This window comes from Flavonifractor hominis, assembly GCF_040095835.1.
Taxonomy (GTDB): Bacteria; Bacillota; Clostridia; order Oscillospirales; family Oscillospiraceae; genus Flavonifractor; species Flavonifractor hominis.
Map to the genome: position 1 here is coordinate 143,043 of NZ_JBBMFT010000002.1, position 18,243 is coordinate 161,285.

20 protein-coding genes are annotated in these 18,243 nt (G+C 63.4%); 1 reads left to right on the forward strand and 19 read right to left on the reverse strand.

The window, feature by feature from the left end; genetic code table 11:
* Positions 1–27: 27 nt before the first annotated feature.
* From WMO45_RS04915 to WMO45_RS04930, 4 genes are all read right to left on the reverse strand, one after another.
* Positions 28–495 (reverse strand): hypothetical protein, encoded by a 468-nt coding sequence (locus WMO45_RS04915; RefSeq protein ID WP_349139455.1) that lies wholly within the window; start codon positions 493–495, stop codon positions 28–30.
* Positions 496–553: 58 nt separating this feature from the next.
* A complete protein-coding gene (locus WMO45_RS04920; protein WP_349139456.1) occupies positions 554–1,192 on the reverse strand; it encodes a single-stranded DNA-binding protein in 639 nt (212 codons plus the stop codon).
* Positions 1,193–1,261: 69 nt separating this feature from the next.
* Positions 1,262–2,197, reverse strand: coding sequence for a zf-HC2 domain-containing protein (locus WMO45_RS04925; protein ID WP_349139457.1), 936 nt, complete (start codon positions 2,195–2,197; stop codon positions 1,262–1,264).
* Entirely contained in the window at positions 2,190–2,690 is a 501-nt protein-coding gene (locus tag WMO45_RS04930) for an RNA polymerase sigma factor (protein WP_349139458.1), read from the reverse strand. The genes WMO45_RS04925 and WMO45_RS04930 overlap by 8 nt, the downstream gene beginning before the upstream one ends.
* A gap of 276 nt (positions 2,691–2,966) precedes the next feature.
* Between WMO45_RS04930 and WMO45_RS04935 the strand changes: the two genes are divergently transcribed.
* Complete coding sequence (locus WMO45_RS04935) at positions 2,967–5,321, forward strand: CE1 family esterase (RefSeq protein ID WP_349139459.1); 2,355 nt, start codon at positions 2,967–2,969, stop codon at positions 5,319–5,321.
* A gap of 48 nt (positions 5,322–5,369) precedes the next feature.
* Here the strand turns inward: WMO45_RS04935 and WMO45_RS04940 are convergent, their stop codons facing one another.
* From WMO45_RS04940 to WMO45_RS05010, 15 genes are all read right to left on the reverse strand, one after another.
* Positions 5,370–5,804 carry a cupin domain-containing protein gene (locus WMO45_RS04940; RefSeq protein WP_349139460.1) on the reverse strand — a complete coding sequence of 145 codons (435 nt, stop codon included), beginning with the start codon at positions 5,802–5,804 and terminating at the stop codon, positions 5,370–5,372.
* The gene (eutH, locus tag WMO45_RS04945) at positions 5,797–6,888 is read right to left on the reverse strand and encodes an ethanolamine utilization protein EutH (protein WP_349139461.1); all 1,092 of its coding nucleotides are present in this window, start codon (positions 6,886–6,888) and stop codon (positions 5,797–5,799) included. The genes WMO45_RS04940 and eutH overlap by 8 nt, the downstream gene beginning before the upstream one ends.
* 18 nt (positions 6,889–6,906) lie before the next feature.
* Positions 6,907–7,140, reverse strand: coding sequence for a EutN/CcmL family microcompartment protein (locus tag WMO45_RS04950; protein ID WP_349139462.1), 234 nt, complete (start codon positions 7,138–7,140; stop codon positions 6,907–6,909).
* The gene (locus WMO45_RS04955; RefSeq protein ID WP_349139463.1) at positions 7,115–7,357 is read right to left on the reverse strand and encodes a hypothetical protein; all 243 of its coding nucleotides are present in this window, start codon (positions 7,355–7,357) and stop codon (positions 7,115–7,117) included. Before WMO45_RS04955 ends, WMO45_RS04950 begins: the two co-directional genes overlap by 26 nt.
* Before the next feature lie 26 nt (positions 7,358–7,383).
* Positions 7,384–8,007, reverse strand: coding sequence for a phosphate propanoyltransferase (pduL, locus tag WMO45_RS04960; protein WP_349139464.1), 624 nt, complete (start codon positions 8,005–8,007; stop codon positions 7,384–7,386).
* Positions 7,991–8,728, reverse strand: coding sequence for a cobalamin adenosyltransferase family protein (locus WMO45_RS04965; RefSeq protein WP_349139465.1), 738 nt, complete (start codon positions 8,726–8,728; stop codon positions 7,991–7,993). The genes pduL and WMO45_RS04965 overlap by 17 nt, the downstream gene beginning before the upstream one ends.
* 3 nt (positions 8,729–8,731) lie before the next feature.
* Complete coding sequence (gene eutM / locus WMO45_RS04970; protein ID WP_349139633.1) at positions 8,732–9,031, reverse strand: ethanolamine utilization microcompartment protein EutM; 300 nt, start codon at positions 9,029–9,031, stop codon at positions 8,732–8,734.
* Between the two features lie 308 nt (positions 9,032–9,339).
* Positions 9,340–10,788 carry an acetaldehyde dehydrogenase (acetylating) gene (locus tag WMO45_RS04975; protein ID WP_349139466.1) on the reverse strand — a complete coding sequence of 483 codons (1,449 nt, stop codon included), beginning with the start codon at positions 10,786–10,788 and terminating at the stop codon, positions 9,340–9,342.
* Between the two features lie 3 nt (positions 10,789–10,791).
* Positions 10,792–11,445 (reverse strand): ethanolamine utilization microcompartment protein EutL, encoded by a 654-nt coding sequence (gene eutL, locus WMO45_RS04980; protein WP_349139467.1) that lies wholly within the window; start codon positions 11,443–11,445, stop codon positions 10,792–10,794.
* Positions 11,442–12,323 (reverse strand): ethanolamine ammonia-lyase subunit EutC, encoded by an 882-nt coding sequence (gene eutC / locus WMO45_RS04985; RefSeq protein WP_349139468.1) that lies wholly within the window; start codon positions 12,321–12,323, stop codon positions 11,442–11,444. The genes eutL and eutC overlap by 4 nt, the downstream gene beginning before the upstream one ends.
* A gap of 13 nt (positions 12,324–12,336) precedes the next feature.
* Positions 12,337–13,701 carry an ethanolamine ammonia-lyase subunit EutB gene (locus WMO45_RS04990; RefSeq protein WP_349139469.1) on the reverse strand — a complete coding sequence of 455 codons (1,365 nt, stop codon included), beginning with the start codon at positions 13,699–13,701 and terminating at the stop codon, positions 12,337–12,339.
* An 18-nt stretch (positions 13,702–13,719) separates the two neighbouring features.
* Positions 13,720–15,141 (reverse strand): ethanolamine ammonia-lyase reactivating factor EutA, encoded by a 1,422-nt coding sequence (locus tag WMO45_RS04995; RefSeq protein WP_349139470.1) that lies wholly within the window; start codon positions 15,139–15,141, stop codon positions 13,720–13,722.
* Positions 15,141–16,232, reverse strand: a complete 1,092-nt coding sequence (locus WMO45_RS05000) for a 1-propanol dehydrogenase PduQ (protein ID WP_349139471.1) — start codon at positions 16,230–16,232, stop codon at positions 15,141–15,143. Before WMO45_RS05000 ends, WMO45_RS04995 begins: the two co-directional genes overlap by 1 nt.
* Before the next feature lie 136 nt (positions 16,233–16,368).
* Positions 16,369–17,964 carry an MBL fold metallo-hydrolase RNA specificity domain-containing protein gene (locus WMO45_RS05005; RefSeq protein WP_349139472.1) on the reverse strand — a complete coding sequence of 532 codons (1,596 nt, stop codon included), beginning with the start codon at positions 17,962–17,964 and terminating at the stop codon, positions 16,369–16,371.
* A gap of 32 nt (positions 17,965–17,996) precedes the next feature.
* On the reverse strand, positions 17,997–18,200 hold the full coding sequence (locus tag WMO45_RS05010; RefSeq protein ID WP_349139473.1) for a hypothetical protein: 204 nt from the start codon (positions 18,198–18,200) through the stop codon (positions 17,997–17,999).
* Positions 18,201–18,243: the final 43 nt, after the last annotated feature.

The window sequence follows — 18,243 nt, forward strand, 5'->3', positions numbered from 1 at the left end:
CGAGGCTGCCCAGGCAGCCTCGTTTTTTTATTTCTCCATGGGAGCAATACTCCCTAACTCCAGCACTGGGGTATCTCCCAGGAACCCCTCCCGTCCCCTGGCCTCCTCCACGCTCCGGCAGAAGTAGGCGTATACCTGAGAGCTGTGATACTCCTCATAGGGATAACCATCCAGCGGATAGCCGTAGTCCAGACTCAGATACCCCTTTTCCTCCAAACCCAGCAGCAGTGCACCGGTGCGGCGCACCTGCTCCAGGCTTTCCTCCGGGTGACGCAGGTATACCGGAGCCAGCGCAACACTGGAAAAATCGTCCTGTTTGGTGCTCTCCAACAGAAAACGTGCCACCGGCAGATAGTGGTGATGATCCAGTTCATGGAGTAGCGCCCGTTCTTCCCCGCTCAGCTCTCCTTCCGATACCGGACAGCTTTGGCGCTGGTCCTGCATATGGTCGTGGTCATGGCCGCAGCAACAACCGTGATGATCATGATGGTGCATATCAGCACTCCTTTGTACCGTTTGCTCCATCATACCCGACCTATCCCGCCCTGTCAACTCATTCCGCGGCACAGCCGCTCTGGGTCTCCACCGCCTCCAGGTGCATGATTGATACTTCATAGGCCGTCCGTTCCTGACTGATCCCATCCTGCACCTTGGTGTAACTTCGGCTCTGCAGCCGTCCCTCCAGGCGTACCCCGTCTCCCACCTCCAGCGCGCCGCAGTACCGGGCCAGTCCACCCCAGGCAATGCACGGCAGATAGTCCGCTCGTCCATAACGGCGGTTGACTGCCAGCATGAGATCACAAATTTCCCGTCCCAGAGGGGTACGGCGCAGCACCGGCGGCTTGCACAGCACACCCGCCAGGGCCAGGCGGTTGTCATGCTCCCCGCCGCCGGACCGGAGATCCTTGGCATACAGGGTAATGACCAGACGGCTGCCCTGTCCGCTCTTGTTGTTGAAGGAGCGCACCTCCCCCTCTACCTCCACCTCCATCCCCGCCCGGACCGGGTACTGCTCCAGCAGAGGCCGGGGAACAATGACGTTCAGCCGGTCCTGCAGCCCGGACAGCCGGAGCACCGTAAGAGGAAAGGTATCGTATTCCACACCATGGCTCTCATGGGACCACACGGGCGCGGCCTCCGCCGTCCCCCGCAGCAGGGCCCGGTTCTCGTTCCAGCCTGTTTGCATATCCATCCACTCTCCTACCTTTTTTCGGTAACTGTGGCATGTATATGCAGGCCCGTCCCCCCTTATGCCGCCCGCTCAGGTCAGGAAATACCGGATGAGTATGCCGCCCAGCAGGGCGATAAGGGCCATGAGCCAGTAGAGCAGAAACCGCTCGGCCGCACTTACGCCGCTCACCCAGTTCTGCTCCACGCTGTCGTCCCAGTACTGTTGAGTAACGTCCTGCCCCTCTCTGTCCAGCAGGGTGATATTGCTCCCGGTCAGCGTCACATGCTCCTGCTGACGGTCGTACTCCAGTTCTTCCGACGACCAGGCAAAGAGGAAGGTCCCCTCCTCCACCGGGAAGGTTACCGGAATGGTCCGGTCCAGCCCCTGTGTGTCATACACTTCAAACCGGGCCGTAAAATCGTAGATCTCCCGGCAGCCGTCTCCGGCAAAGAGGTAGTAATGCGCTCCATCCGCTCCCTCCACACCGTCAAACCACACCCCGGCGGTGTAGGGGAAGGGGGCGCAGCTGGCCCCTACAAACTGGTAGCGTCCGTTGAGACCACGCTCCAGCCGTGCGATACCGTGGACATTGTCCTCACTTCCCTCTGCCCGGAAGGAGACGTAGAGCATATCGTCCAGCTCCAAGGTATCCAGGGCCTGGAGCTGGGTCTCCTCCAGCTCATCTATCCAGCCCACATGTTCCTGCAGCCCCTCGCTCAGGGAGCTGAGTTCTTCCGTCCAGCGGTATTCGCTGCCATACAGAGCCAGCATGGCCCACAGCGTCAGCACCAGAGTGAGCAGGGCGGCCAGCAGCCGGGTGCGCTTTACCTTGCGCAGGAACTTCAGCGCCCGCTTGGGCGCCGGCTCCACCGGTATCGCCGTCCGCAGGTCGGCCTCCAATCCGCGGCACGCTTCGCACTGCTCCAGGTGGGCCGTCACCTGGACAGCCGTCTCCGGCTCGGTCAGCCCCTCGATATAGCTGGGCAGCAGGTCCCGCACTACACAGCAGTCCAGTCGTTCACTCATCTTTTTTCCCTCCCAACAGCTGCATCAGTTTTCCCTTCCCACGGTAAAACCGGACCCGGGCCCAAGCCTCCGATTGCCCCAGGATCTCTCCAATATCCCGGAAGGAGAACTCTCCGGCCAAACGCAGGTGGATGACTTCCCTGGTCTCGGCATCCAGGTGCTGCATAGCCCGGTAGAGCGCCAGGCGCTCCTCCCTTCTCTGCAGGTCGTCCTCCGGCCTTTCTTCCCCCGGGAGTTCCTCCCATGTCTGCCGGTCCAGCGTCACCGTCTTTCGGCGGCGCTCCAGTTCTTTGTACCACAGGCGCTTGGCAATGGCACACAGCCACACCTGGGGAGAACACTCCCCGCGAAACCGGTCCAGCTGCCGCAGGGCCTGACAGAAGGTCTCCTGGGTCAGCTCCTCGGCCAGGTCCGCCTGGGTACACAGGCTGAACAGGTAGCGGTATACCGCCTGAGCATGCTGTTCATATAGTTCTCGCTCCCGCTCTCCCACGGCTCTCCCTCCCCTCTGACCATTGGTTCCGCTAAAATCCTTTTTGTTACATTGTCTTTTTATTTTATCATATTTTTTTGACTTTTTGTTTCTATTAACTAACTAGAATATTGTATTTTGTCCTATAATTTACCAAATATCTTTTGTTTTTGGAAGTTTCCAACAACGAATATTTGGATTTTAACACAATAATTTATTGTATTTTCCAATTCGATATGCTAGAATGGTAACATCTTGGTATACCAAGAAACTGCGAAAAGGAAAGGTGAACGTGTAATGAACTGGAGAAAACCCCTGACTCTGGCCCTGGCTGCCGCCATGACGGCGTCTCTGACGCTGCCTGCTCTGGCCGCCGACACTCCCTGGTATGCGGATGCCCAAGCATACGTGACCGAAAATGGTCTGATGACCAGCACCGGCAACGGATTCGATCCCGATGCCACCGTTACCCGCGCCACCGTATTCCAGACCCTCTACAACGCCGAGGGCAAGCCCGCTGTGGAGACTCCCTCCACCTTTACCGATGTGAGCGGCAAATGGTACGCCGATGCCGCCGCCTGGGCTCAGGCCAATGGCATCGCCTCCGGTACCGGCACCAATACCTTTAACGGCGATCAGGTCGTGACCCGCGGCGAGATTGCCACCATTCTGGCCCGCTACGCCGAGTACAAGAATCTGGACACCTCCGGCAACGGCACTTCCATCACCGGAATGGCCGACTACAGCTCCGTGCCCTCCTGGGCGGTGGACGGTATGTCCCTGTGCTTCAGCAACGGCGTTCTCTCCGGTAAGCCCGGCAACCTGCTGGCCGCCAGTGACACCGCGACCCGCGCCGAGCTGGCCACCATGCTGATGAATTTCTCTCAGCTCAAGGAGGCCAAGAAATACAACTTCGATCCCGAGCATCCCTATGACGGCGTGATGACCGGCCTGTTCAACAACATCACCATCACCGCCGGCGACGAGACCGGCACCGCCACCTATTACCTGCCCGAGGGCATGCAGCCCTGGACTCCGGCGGTGATCATCCTTACTCCCAACAACACTACCGCTGCTGAGTTTGCGGAAAGCGAGACCGGCCTGGCCTGGCGCGCTGTGGCTGACGCCAACAAGATCGGCCTGGCTTTCCTGGAGCCCGCTGACGGCAAGACCTGGAACCTGACCCTCAGCGAGGACGGCCGGAATGACGCCGACATCCTCAACCAGCTCTACACCACCATGCGTTCCAAGGCCCTGACCAACGTGGCCCCCTTCTCCATGGACAAGTCCCACACCACTCTGGTGGGCTACGGCGAGGGCGGCGCCGCCGCGCTGCTCTTTGGCGGCCGTTATGCCACCGACTTCAGCGGCATCTGCGCTGTCGACGCCACCGAGGTGTCCGCCGAGGCTCTGGAGACCGTGGGTGATCAGCTGGTCTACCCCTTCCCCGGCGACAGCACCATGGGTGTGGAGGAGATGCACATCCAGGCCAAGACCGTGGATACCCCCGTGTGGTTCGTCAACTCCGCGGATAACAACCAGGCTGCTCTGGACTACTACATCACCGCCAACGACGCCACCAAGGGCGCTGCTAACGACTACGCCGAGACCACCTATCAGGCGGCCGACTCCGACGCCCGCATCTGGGTGAGCGCCAAGGAGCAGACCCCCGAGACCATCTACAATGCCTTCCTGGGCACCACCAAGCGCTTCATGGCCATGCAGGAGGGCGGCCGCGTCTCCTTCGCCAACGACTTCACCACCTCCCAGTGGACCATCCACGAGGAGGAGGTCAACGGCGAGCTCCGCCGCTGGATGACCTATGTTCCCTCCTCCTATACCGGCGATGAAGACGTGCCTCTGGTCCTGGTCATGCACGGCTACACTGCCTCTATGTACGCCATCGCCGAGGAGTCCCGCTGGTATGATGTGGCCGAGGAGAACGGCTTCATCGTGGTCTTCGCCCAGGCTCTGGTGCGTGAGAATGAGGTGAACGGCAACATCCCCGCTACCACCTGGGTGGCTGGTTCCTTCGGCCAAATGTTCCCCGACCTGGATCAGGATGTAGACGTGAACTTCATCAACACCGTGCTGGACAAGACCGAGGCTGAGTACAAGATCGACACCAGCCGCGTCTACGCCACCGGCCACTCCAACGGCAGCATGATGACCTGGACCATGGGCGTCAACAGCACCGACCGCTTTGCCGCCATCGCCCCCGTCGGCTACATGACGGCTCCCAGTGAGGAGTTCTCCTCCGACTCCCTGCTGCCCACCTGGGCCATCGTGGGTGAGTTTGACTCCGCCGCCAACTCCGAGATGGTGGACGGCAACACCAATGTCACCACTCTGGAAGCCTGGAACGAGCACAACGGCGTGGATGAGAACACCCTGACCGAGTCCACCCAGTACGACGGCAAGTGGGAGACCATGACCTTCACCAACGATGAGGATGTGCCTCTGGTGCGCTTCACTACGGTTCTGGGCACTCCCCATGTCTACCTGCAGGAGGAGAGCCAGACCATCTGGGACGAGTTCTTCTCCAAGTACAGCCGTGGTGAGGACGGCACCCTCTACTATGAGGGCAAGGCCGTTACCGCCGACACCTATGTTTCTTCCGACGACTGGTATACCGCTGCCACCGCCGAATAAGTTTAAACCCAAAAGATCCCCGGGCCGCGTCTGCGGCCCGGGGATCTTTTATGCCTCACCGGTCTGATTCTGCCAATCTGCCGGGTAAACAAAGTAGAGAAACCGGGCGTGCCCTGTAACCGAGAACTGAATGGCACTGCCCTTTGGGATATAGAGGATCTCCCCCGGTCCGGCGGAAATCTTCTCTCCGCCCACCAGGATCTCCAGACGTCCGCTGAGCACATAGTCCATCTCGTCGTAGTGCAGCGTCCAAGGGAACGTGGTGTCCGTCATCTCCATCAGACCCACCCCCAGCCGCGGCGACTGCTCCAGCGTAAAGAGGTCCCGGGTGTAAACCTGATCCCCCGGCCGGCCGGTGTCCATCCGGTCGGCCGGCGTCAGGCTTTCCCGGGACACCTGGACGGCCCGCACTCCATGGGCCTTGCCCCCCAGCTGCTCCTGCAGAACCTGACGAATAAGCGCCTCCAGCGCCGCTTTATCCATATGCCTGCTCCTTTCCTTTCCGGGCGATCCAGAGAGCTACCGCCACCGCCGTCACTCCTCCCACCAGCTTTCCGATAATCATGGGAAAGATCATGGAAGCGTCAAATCCAGCGGTAAAGCCCAGATGGTCACCGAATACAAAGGCTGCCGACACGGCAAAGGCCACGTTGACGATCTTGCCGCGCTGGTCCATGTCATGGAGCATTTGAAACATAGGGATATTGTTGGCCAGGGTGGCCACCAGCCCGGCGGCAGCAATGTCGTTCACACCCAACAGATGTCCCAGCTTCATCAGAGGCTTGCGGAACACCTTGGTAATGACAAAAACCAGCGGGAACGCTCCTGCCAGGACGATAGCGATGTCTCCCACGATGGCAATCCCCTCAGAGATGGGGTTCATACCGGGAATCAGCGTAAGTGGGGTAAGCTGCTGCAAAATAGCGACGGCCAGACCAATGGTGATGATGATGACAATGATCCGTCCAAAGACCTGAAATCCCTTTACCATTCCCTCCGGGAAGAAGATCAGTCCCAGAGCGATGAGTACGGCAAAGAGCACAATCGGGATCAAATTGCGCAGCACCATTCCCACCGGAAATCCTGCAACCAGCCCTCCTGCCAGACTGCCGATGGGAATGGTGATGATCCCCGCCAGTACGCCGGTGGCCAGACTGGGCCGATCCTCGGCCTGAATGATGCCCAGGCCCACCGGAATGGTAAAGACAATGGTGGGCCCCAGCATAGATCCTACGATCAGCCCGCCGAACTGCCCGGCCTCCTTGCTCAGGGCCAGTTCCTGGGCCAGGGGCGCGCCCCCCATATCGTTGGCCAGGATGGTACCGGCAAACATGGCTGGGTCGGCGCCCAGCAGCTGATAGAGGGGCACCACCACCGGCCGCAGCAGATTGGCCAGTACGGGCGCCAGGCAAATGATGCCCACCATGGCCAGCGCCAGGCTGCCCATGGCCAGGATACCCTCCTCGAATTTCTCCCCCAGGCCCAGTTTGTTGCCCAGGATGCGGTCAGCCGCGCCCAGGATCATAAACAGGACCATCAGGTAGACGATGATCTCATTGATGGACATTCTCATGTCCCCTTTCGTTCATTGGTTGTCCAGAATGCCCACGATGGCCGCGTCGATGGGCAGCTCCCGCCCCGCCGCCGCCCGGGCCGCACCCCCGGTGGCCACAAGGACAGTCTCGCCCTCTCCGGCTCCCACGCAGTCGGCGCACACCAGGGTCTGTTCCCCCACCCGGACGGTCAGAAACGCCTGTCCCGTCAGGGCGGGGGATTTTTTGGTGGCCCAGACCTTACCGGCCACTTGTCCCAGTAACACAGATACCCATCTCCCGCAAGCGCCGCTCCAGGCCGACGCAGTTTCGATAAATCCCCAGCGGTGCACTGTACCGGTAGCGCCGGTACTCCAGCGCGCTCCGGCTCAGGCAGACCCGCGCCCCGGCCAACAGGGCGGCCAGCACCTCGGCCTCTGCCGGGGTCTGGGGGGCGCAGGCGGCCAGCCGTCCCATGGAGGCCACCGGCAGCCAGGTGATCACCAGGGTGTGCCCCCTCCACTCTGCCTTCACGGCAAAAGGAAGCCCCGGTCGCCCTTTTGGAAGCCGCAGGCATTGGCCTCGTCGTAGTCGATATGCACCGCGGTGGAAAACTTTGTGGAAACACGTACCTCCACATCCTCAAATACCAGCGGCCGGTCGGTAAGACAGCGCAGGCGCACGCTCTGTTTATCCACCACGCCGAAGCGCCCGGCATCCTCCGGGGTCATGTGAATGTGCCGCTTGGCCACGATCAGCCCCCGGGGCAGCTGCACCGTCCGGTCCCCGTGGCGGAGGGTGATGCCCGGGGTATCCGTGATATCTCCCGACAGGCGCACCGGCGGACGCACCCCAAGGGCCACCGCGTCGGTGAGGGATATCTCCACCTGGCTCTCCGGCCGTTCCGGCCCCAGGACCACCACGTTGGCAAGCGCCCCCTTGGGTCCCTCCACCGTCACCCGCTCGGCACAGACGAACTGGCCCGGCTGAGACAGCTCCCGCACCTGATTGAGCCGATAGCCCGGCCCAAACAGCGCCTCCACGTCCCCCCGGGACAGGTGGACATGCCGTCCGCTGGCCTCCATCTCCACCGTCAGCAGCCTGACGATCTGTTCGGCCAGCAGGGCGGCCGGCTCCCTATTGCGTGTGTTCATACGCTCCCGCCTTTAACTTGATCATGAAAATCCACATCAGGGAGGACAACCGGTTGAGTCCCAGGATCATGTCCCCCCGCGTCACGTTCCCGTCCCCGTCCCGAAAGGCGGCGTAGGCCGCCAGTTCGGCCTGCCGCACCAGGGTACGCAGCCGGTTGACCGCCAGCAATGCCGGTGAATCGGTATGGCTGGGTAAAAAGTGGGGCTGCCCCAGATGCTTTTCCGGGTAGTGGGAGTATTCCCGCAGCTGCTCGGGGGTGTATCCGCACAGCCGGATGGGGCCCACCGGCTCATCCAATACGTCGAAGCGGATGTACCGGCGCACAAAGGCCAGCACCTCTTCCAGCTCCGCCGTCAGCTTTTTCAGCCCCGCCCGGTACGTCGTCTGCTGGGTCAGCAGGATCTCGGCCTCCAGCCGGTCGATCCAGCCCCGGAAGGCGATGCGGGGATGGTCCTTGCACACCAGCACATTGCCCTTCAGATGGGTCATGTGCTCAGGCTTTTCATTCAGGGTGGCGCCGAACAGGGTCTGGTAGCGGGCGGGGGCGGACGAGCCGTCCTCCCCGCCGCTCTCTCCCTGGGGGTAGACTACCTCCACCCGGTGTTCCCGCAGCCAGTCCCTGGCCCCGGGGGTGAGTACCTCCCCCCGGGCCACCACCACCGGCCCCCGCGTACCGTTGTCGGACATGCGCTGCACATCCGCCTGCGTCAGCAGTGCCATGGCTTATCCCTCGTCCAGCTCGCCCCGGACGTGGGGCAGGATGTGGTCTACCTCCGCATGGGGGCGGGGAATGACGTGCACGGAGATAAGCTCCCCCACCTTTTCCGCTGCCGCAGCGCCCGCGTCGGTGGCCGCCTTGACCGCCCCCACGTCGCCCCGGACCATGACGGTCACCAGACCGCCGCCCACCTGTTCCTTGCCCACCAGCTGTACATTGGCTGCCTTTACCATGGCGTCGGCGGCCTCGATGGCCCCCACCAGTCCACGAGTCTCCACCATTCCCAGCGCGTTCGTATTGGCCATTGTATGCGTCCTCCTGTCAGTCGTTTGTTTGGTTGGTTCCGGCCGCCCCCCAGTCTGGGGCGTATGCCTTGCATCTTTGCTTTTCCCTGTCCGGGCCTGCTTTCGGGGCGGCTGAGCCCCGGCCAGCGGCATATGGGGCGCGCCTCCTGCCGTACCGGCGGGGGCGCCGTTGGCGGCACGGACCGTGCTCTCCTGCTCTTCCTCCATCCCCTCGGGCCGCTCGGCCATGAGGGAATTGGTCAGGCTCTGCACCTGCTGCAGGATGGCCTCCTGGGGATTGAGCAGCACCCCGTCGGCGTTGACTTCGCTCATACCTTCAGCCTCCTAAGGATCTGCTGCACCAGCTCTTCCAGATCGGGCACGGCCGCGGTGGTATAAGAGCCGCCGCCGCGCAGCTGCTCCAGCTCCCGGACGCCCCAGGCCACCCGCTTGATGTTGATCAAATCCAGCGGCCCGATGTTGTTGGAGCTGGAGGAGCCGCCCACCGCTCCGCAGCCCAGGGTAAGAGCGGGGAACAGGCAGGTGGTGGCCCCGATGCCGCCCAGAGCGGATGGGGTATTTACCAGCACACGGCTGGCGGGAACAGCGGCGGCAAAGCGCCGGGCCACTGCCTCCTCCTCGGTGTGGATGGAGAAGGTGTGTCCCGCTCCCTCCCACTCCAGGATCTCCACACACCGGCGGAGCACCGCCTCCTCGTCTGGCTCCACATAGTAGGCCAGGATAAGCCCCAGCTTTTCATTGGAATAGGGGTAGCCCGGCCCCACACCGGTCTCCCGGGCCACCAGTACCCGGGCCCCGGCCGGCACCCGGTCAAGCCCCGCCAGTTTGGCCACGGTATCCACGCTCTTGCCCACGATGGCGGGATTCATAGTGCCGTTGGGCCGGAGGATGAAGCGGGAGAGCTTGCGGTGCTCCTCCTCGTCCAGCAGGTAGGCCCCCTGGGCCCGCAGTTCAGCCGAAACGGCACTCTCCATCCGCTGTTCCACCACGATGGACTGCTCGCTGGCGCAGATGGTGCCGTTGTCAAAGGTCTTGGAATCCAGGATGCGCTTGACTGCCATGCGTACGTCGGCGCTGTGGTGGATATAGGCCGGGCCGTTGCCCGCCCCCACGCCGATGGCGGGGGTGCCGGAGGAGTAGGCCGCCTTCACCATGGCTCCGCCGCCGGTGGCCAGGATGAGCCGGGTGTCCTCGTGGCGCATGAGGGCGTTGGTGGCCTCCAGGGTGGGTGTGGTGATGCAGGAGATGCTCCCCGCCGGAGCGCCCGCGCTCTCTGCCGCCCGACGCACCACGTTCACCGTCTCCAGAATGCAGTTCACCGCGCTGGGATGGGGGGAGAAAATGATGGGGTTGCCCGCCTTCATACAGATCATAGCCTTGTAGATGACGGTGGAGGTGGGGTTGGTGGAGGGCACCAGCCCCGCCACGATGCCTACCGGCACGCCGATGTCGATGGTGCGCTTCTCCCGGTCCTCCGCCAGCACACCGTGGGTCTTTTCCTCCCGAATGGCCTCATACAGGGTGACAGCGGCAAACCGGTTTTTGATCTGCTTGTCCTCCTGCTTTCCAAACCCGGTCTCCTCCACCGCCATGGCCGCCAGCCGCCCGGCGTGCTCGGCGGCGGCGGAAGAGATGGCGGCGGTGATCTGGTCCAGCTGCTGCTGGCTCATTCCGGCCAGAACGCTCTGGGCCCGTTTGGCCTGCCGGATGAGCGCCCGTGTCTCCTGGATCGAGCGCAGGTCTTTGTCCAGTTCCATGCCTTAAACCTCCTTTGGGTGGGCGGCCACCGCTTTCACCGCCTCGGCAAAGGCGGCACAGGCGGCGTTGCAGGCGCTCTGGGTACCGGTGAGCAGCCCGCCGCCGAAGTTGGTCTCGCTGGGCGGCTCAAACAGGGCCACCAGCTCCACGTCCGAGGCCTTCATGGCCTCGTCAAGCCCCACCACCGCCTCCAGCGGCGGAGCGATGAGGTAGGCCAGGGCCTCCCCCTCCTTCACCCCCGCTGTCTTGGACAGATACGTGCCCGTGCGGGAGACGGTGTGGGCAAAATAGACGATGGAATCGTCCTCATTGGCGGAGCGGAACCCCACCCCGCTGTTCATAAACTCCACGCAGGCCCGCAGGCCGGACTGGACTTCCGCCGGATTGGGTCCGGCCAGAATGCCGATGACCTCTCCGGCCAGCGCGGTGGAGGCATTGCCCGCCCCGGCGTAGAGGGAGCGGCCGTACACCACCTCCACGGCGGCGGCCTTGGTGGCCTCGTCCAGGGCGCAGTAGGTCACATCGTCGCTGTCGGCAGTGATGATGCCGATGGAGCGGTACTGCTTGGGCAGTCCCAGCTTCTCCGCCAGAGTCTCGCTGACGTTGGCAATGGTATGGGTAGCCAGCACCTTGGCGGGAATCAGATCGTCTTTCATGCCATCCTCCCCTTTAGATCAATGCCGCTGGCCTTTTTGTCCAGCATGGTCTTGATGAGCTCGGCGATGTGGGCCCCGGCCTCCACGGCGGTGGTGCCCCCTTTGTGGATGTTGGAGACCACGGTGCGCTTGGACTCGGGGATGCCGATGTGGGGCTTGTAGGTCAGGTAGGCCGACATGGATTCGGCCGTCACCAGACCGGGCCGCTCCCCCACCAGCATGCACACCACCTCCGCCCCGGTGAGCTCACCGATGTGGTCGGACGCGCCCACCCGGCAGTACTGGACAAAGAGCACCTTGCCTCCCTCCAGCCCGTAGGTCTTGAGCCCCGCCTGGATGGCCTGCAGGCAGTCCACGGCGTTGGCCTCGATGGCGGCCGAGCTGAGGCCGTCTCCCACCACCAGGGCCACCTTTGGGCTGCGGCCCAGGGTCTGCTGGATGATGGCCTGATTGGCCTCGTCAAACCGGCGGCCCTTGTCGGGCCGGGTCAGATACTCGTCCTTGTTCTGGCACAGGGTCTGGACCCGGACAAAGCCGTTTTCCGCCGCGAACGAGTCGGGCACGTGGGAGAAAACCGAGTCCTGGGCCGCCGCGTGGTCGGCCCGCATGCGGAGCATGGAGAGGGTCCTGTACCGGGCGCCAGCCCGGCCCAGCCCCAGCCGGGCGGGGGTCTTGGCCTTCAGGTCCAGAAAGGCAGGGCCGTTCTTGGGGTGCTCCACCAGATACTGCCGGCGCAGATCGGTCTGGGTAATGTCCTCCAGGCAGCCGGCGGAGGGCTCCGCCGCCGGAGCGGACACGGCGGCCGTCCTGACCGGCTCCCGTCCCGCCAGCTCCAGCACCATCCGCTCCACCATGGAGCGCAGTTCTTGCTCGTTCAAACGTAAAACCTCCTTATGCCAGCAGCACCGACGCGTCTCCCGCCAGGGCGGTCAGCTTTCCGTTCTCCACAAAGCCCATGTCCTCCAGCCACCGCTGGAAGGGCGGAATGGCCGTGAGGCCAAAGAGCTCCCGCAGGGCGGCGGTCTCGTGGAAACCGGTGGTCTGGTAATTGAGCATCACATCGTCCCCGTGGGGAATGCCCATAAAGTAGTTGCACCCGGCGGCAGTGAGCAGCACCGCCAGATCCTCGATGTCGTTCTGGTCGGCCTTCATGTGGTTGGTGTAGCAGGCGTCGCACCCCATGGGCACGCCGGTGAGCTTGCCCATGAAGTGGTCCTCCAGTCCGGCCCGGATCACCTGCTTGGAGTTGTACAGATATTCCGGTCCAATAAAGCCCACCACCGTGTTCACCAGGTAGGGCTGGAACCGTTTGGCAAAGCCGTAGCACCGGGCCTCCATGACCACCTGGTCGGTGCCATGGTGGGCCTCGGAGGAGAGCTCGGAGCCCTGGCCGGTCTCAAAGTACATGACGTTGGGCCCCACGGCGGTACCCTCACGGAGGGCCAGCTGCCGGGCCTCCTCAATGAGCTTGCCGTCCAGGCCGAAGGCCTCGTTGCCCTTCTGGGAGCCGGCAATGGACTGGAAGATCAGATCGCAGGGCGCCCCCTTGCGCACCGCCTCCATCTGGGTGGTGACGTGGGCCAGCACACAAATCTGGGTGGGGATATTCCAGCGGTTGCGCACCTCATGGAACCGGTCCAGCACCCGGCGTACGCTCTCCACACTGTCGTCCACCGGGTTCAGGCCCAGCACCGCGTCCCCCGCCCCATAGGTGAGCCCCTCCAGCAGGGAGGCCAGGATGCCGTCCGGGTCGTCGGTGGGGTGGTTGGGCTGAAGCCGACAGGACAGGGTGCCCGGCAGACCGATGGTGGTGTTGCAGTGGGCGGTGACCTTGATCTTCTTGGCGGCGTAGATCAGGTCCATGTTGCTCATCAGCTTGGCCACGGCGGCGATCATCTCCGCCGTCAGGCCACGGCTCACCCACCGGATGGCGTCCCCGTCGTGGCGCTCATCCAGCAGCCACTCCCGCAGCTCGGACACCGTCCAGTTCTTGATTTGGTCGTAGATCTTCTCGTTCACATCGTCCTGGATGATGCGGGTGACCTCATCCTCTTCATAGGGAACGGCGGGGTGGTTGCGCAGGTCGGCCAGAGTCAGGTTGGCCACCACCACCTTGGCCGCCACCCGCTCCTCGGCGTTCTCCGCCGCGATCCCCGCCAGCCGGTCCCCCGACTTCTCCTCGTTGGCCTTGGCCAGGGCGTCCTTGACCGACTTGAATTCGTACACGTGCCCCAGCAGCTTGGTTTTGAGTATCATGTCATCGCTCCTTCGCGGTTACGATTTGTTGAATACCAGTGTCTTTATTACAACAGGTAATACGGCGCCGTCGGCTACCGGCGCGCCGATGTCCAGATAGTCGCCGTTGTCCACCCCCACGCCGTCCAGACAGAGCAGCGGGCCGCTCATTCGGGCGGCCATGGCCTGCCCCAGCACCTTGGCCTGGTCGGCCTCCACCAGCACCACGGGGATAAATCCGGCCTGCCGCAGGGGCTCCAGCCCTTCGGCAATGCCCCGGGCCAGTTCCTGCACCCGGCCATACCCCGGGTTCGGCTCCCCCCGCAGGGCCAGCACCAGCTGGGTCAGCCCGCCCTCGTCCCGGTACCAGGCCAGCTTCTCCCGGATGCACCGGGCCAGCTCCGCCGCCCCTGCCCCCTCCTCACTCCGGGTGAGCTTGAGAATGGGCAGATTTTTCATTGGGAAGGAGACCTCGCGGTAGAAGATGGTGGAGCCGGACAGGTCGGTGGCGTGACTTCCCGCCCCCACCACCGTGGCCCGGATGGTCTCGCTCCCCCGCAGGCGGCGTTCCTCCGAAAAGGCGGGGGAGCTGCGGATAGCCCGGCCCAGCAGCACCCCGATGTCCCCGAAGGCCAGCCAGTCCTCCGGCTGGTCATAGATGCAGTCGGCCACGCCCCCGGAGAAACACACCCAGGGCACCGGCCTGGGCTCCCAGCGGGTATCACTGGTGAGAAAAGCGTCCAGCCGGTCCCGCCCGGGGCGCAGGCCCGCAGCCTGCTCCAGAGCCTCCACCATGGCGCGGAGGACCGGTTCCAGCCCCTCCGGCGTGGCGGTCTGCCCCACCGCCGGGACACCGTCCACCCCCGCCCGGGTCAGCGCCGGTGAGACATAGGTGACCGTCCGGCTGGCCCGGTCGATCTTGATGAGCCGCCCCCCTACGTCCAGGCAACCGGTGGCAGCCAGCTCCCCGTGGGTGTAGAGCGCCAGGTTGGAGGTGCCGCCTCCAATATCAAAGTGTAATATATCCGTGTGATGTTCCTTTGAGTATTTATCCACACCCGCTCCACGGGCGGCCAGGATGGATTCCAGGTCAGGCCCGGCGGTGGCCACCACGAAATCCCCGGCAAAGCTGGACAGGGCGGAGAGCACTTCCCGGGCGTTTTCCTTGCGGGCGGTCTCTCCGGTGATGATGACCGCGCCGGTATCGACCTGAGAGCGGTCAAAGCCCGACTTGTCGTATTCTTCCGCCACGATGGCCCCCACCCCGGCGGCGTCGATGACCGTATCGGACAGCAGGGGTGTAAAGTGGATGGCGCTGCGGTAAAGCACCTCCCGCCCGGCAATGGATACCCGGGGGACGGTAAAGGGGTTGGCCCGGTTCTCCAGCGTCAGTCGGGAGAGGACCAGCTGGGTGGTGGAGGTGCCGATGTCGATGCCCACGGACAGCAGCTGCTCCCCCATTATCCCAGCTCCTTCAGCAGATGTTTTACGTCCTGTACGGAGACCGTGCGGGGGTTGGAGGAAATGCACCCATCCGCCAGCGCCGCCTCCGCCAGCCCATCCAGGTCAGCGCGGAGGGTGCGCCCCTCCACCCCGCAGGCGGTAAGCCGCTCGGGCAGCCCCAGCTGGCTCCGCAGCCGGTTCAGCCCCGCAGCGAGGGCCCTGGGATTGCCCGCCAGGCCGCACAGCCGGGCCAGCCGGGCATAGCGCTCCGCCGCGGCGCTCTCTGCTGCGTTGAAGGCGATCACATGGGGCAGCAGCATGGCATTGAGCCGCCCATGGGGCACATGGTAGCGCCCTCCCAGGGCGTGGGCCATGCTGTGGCACACCCCCAGTCCGGCGGCATTGAATGCGATGCCCGCCAGATTGGAGGCCAAGAGCATCTGCTCCTTGGCCGTGCTCTCCCCGGCGCTCTCATAGGCCGGGCGCAGGTTGTGCCAGGCCATAACGAACGCCTTCTCTGCCAGGGCATCGGAATAGGGGCTGTGCCCCCGGGCCACACATGCCTCGGCCGCGTGAGTGAGCACATCCATGCCCGTGTCCGCCGTCACTGCAGCCGGCACCCCTGCCAGCAGCACCGGGTCCAGGATGGCCTCGTCAGGCAGAAAGTCATCGTCCACCAGGGGATACTTCACCCCCCGCTCTCCGTCGGTGAGCACAGCAAAGGAGGTGACCTCCGAGCCGGTGCCTGCCGTGGTGGGCACCGCGTAAAAGCGGACATCCTCCGGCGCGCCCAGCTTCTTGCCGAAGGTCAGCATGGCCTTGGCGCAGTCCATGGGAGAACCGCCCCCGAAGGCCACCACCGCCTGGGGCCGGAAGTCCGCCAGGACCCGGGCTCCCCGGGCCACCAGCGTCAGCGGCGGGTCGGGCACCACGTCGGTAAAGCGCTCCACGGTACAGCCCTTGAGGTGGACCAGTACCCGGTCCAGCAGGCCGGACTTGGCCAGGAAGGCATCGGTGATGACCATGACCCGCTTTCCGGCGAGCTGCTCCAGTCCGGCCAGAGCTCCGGAGCCGAAGGTGATGGTTGGTCTGAGTGTAAATCGTTGCATACGCGCTTCCCCTGTTTCTTCCTTGATGGGGTTAGTATGGCGGCACAGGAAACAAATATACGGCCGGCCGGCCCCTGCGCATAAAAAAACACAGCAAAAGGGACGCCCAAAGGCGTCCCTTTTGCTGCTACATGTTTTATCGGTCCCACTTTTCGATGAGGGCCCGCAGTTGATCTGCAAATTTGCCCAGGTCTTTGTTGGTGCCTCCCTTGTTGTGGGCAATGACCTCCATAAGCTTGCGCCCCACATCCTCCAGACGCTGGTAGGCCGGGGAGACGCCGGAGGCCGGGGCCGGCTTCTTTTCGGGCGGGATGCCCGGAGCCAACATGCGGTCCTCCAACAGGTCGTACACCTCTTCATAATTGGGCGCATGGGCGGACAGGCCCCGCTGGCGCAGTGTGTCGGCGTAGATCTCGGTGACCTCGGCCTCGCCGTGGACCACAAAAACCTGCCGGGGCTTGGGATTGTAGTGTTCGATCCACCGCAGCAGGCCATCCCGGTCAGCATGGGAGGAGAGGCCGTGGAAATTAACGATCCTGGCCCGCACAGCAATCTCCTCGCCGAAGAGCTTGACCGAGCTTACCCCGTTGAGCAGCCGCCTGCCCAAGCTGCCCTCGGCCTGGTATCCCACAAAGACCACTGCGCATTCCGGCCGCCACAGATTGTGCTTGAGGTGGTGGCGGATGCGCCCGGCATCGCACATGCCAGAGGCCGAGATGATGACCCGGGGTGTGGGATCCAGGTTCAGTGCCTTGGACTCCTCACTGCTCTCGGTGATGGTGAGACCGGGGAACTGGAACAGAGCCCCGCCCTTGAGGGCGGCGATGGCCTCCTCATCCAAATAGCCCCGCAGATCACCGGAGAAGATACGCGTGGCCTCGCTGGCCAGCGGGGAGTCCACCACCACCTGAAAATTAGGCTGGCTCTTCACCAGTCCCTGCTCCTTCATCTCCCGGATGAAGTACAGCAGTTCCTGGGTGCGGCCTACAGCAAAGGAGGGAATGATGACGTTGCCTCCCTTGCCAAGCGTCTCGTCAATGATGGCGGCCAGATCGGTGGTATAGTCCGGCTTCTGGCTCATATCGTGGAGGCGGTCGCCATAAGTGCTCTCCGTGAGCACATAGTCGGCGTCCCGGATGTACTGAGGATCTCGGATGACCGGCTGATCCCGGTTGCCGATGTCGCCCGAGAAGACCACCTTTCGGGTCTGGCCTCCCTCGGTGAGCCACATCTCCACACTGGCTGAACCCAGCAGATGGCCCGCGTCCGTAAAGCGGATCTTCACCCCGTCTTCAATGGGCAGCATGGTGCCGTACTCGCAGGTGACGATATGCTCCAGCGCCGCTTCGGCGTCAGCCACCGTGTACAGCGGCTCCACCGGCTCCTCACCGGCCCGGCGGCCCTTCTGGTTCTGCCACTGGGCGTCGCTCTCCTGGATATGGGCGGAGTCCCGCAGCATGATGCTCAGCAGCTGGCCCGTGAGGCGCGTGCAGTAGATGTTGCCCGTGAAGCCCTGCTTGACCAGCAGGGGGATGCGGCCGGAGTGGTCGATGTGGGCGTGGGTGACCACCACCGCATCGATGTATCCGGCGCTGAAGTCCAGTTCCCGGTTATCCCGCTCATCCCGGCCCTGCTGCAATCCGCAGTCCACCAGGATCTTCTTCCCGCCGCACTCCACACAGTGGCAGCTGCCGGTGACGGCCCGTGCCGCGCCGAAAAAGGTCAGTTTCATGGGGCACCTCCTTGCAGTATTCTCTTGCAGCTTCATTGTAACCCCAAAACTGCCCGGTGTAAATAGTCGAATAAGGTGCGGTAGGAGGGACAGAATACCCGCCGCCCCAAGATACAGGACAAAGCTTCGTTCCACTCTTCCAACGTATAGGTGTTGACCGGCAGTACACTCAGCAGCGTCAATAGCCAAACCAGATCTGCCTCTCCTCCTAACCGCGCCAAAATCCGGTTTTCCATCCCCATCCCCCCTCCCGCCATTTTATGCCGCGCATAAAAAAAG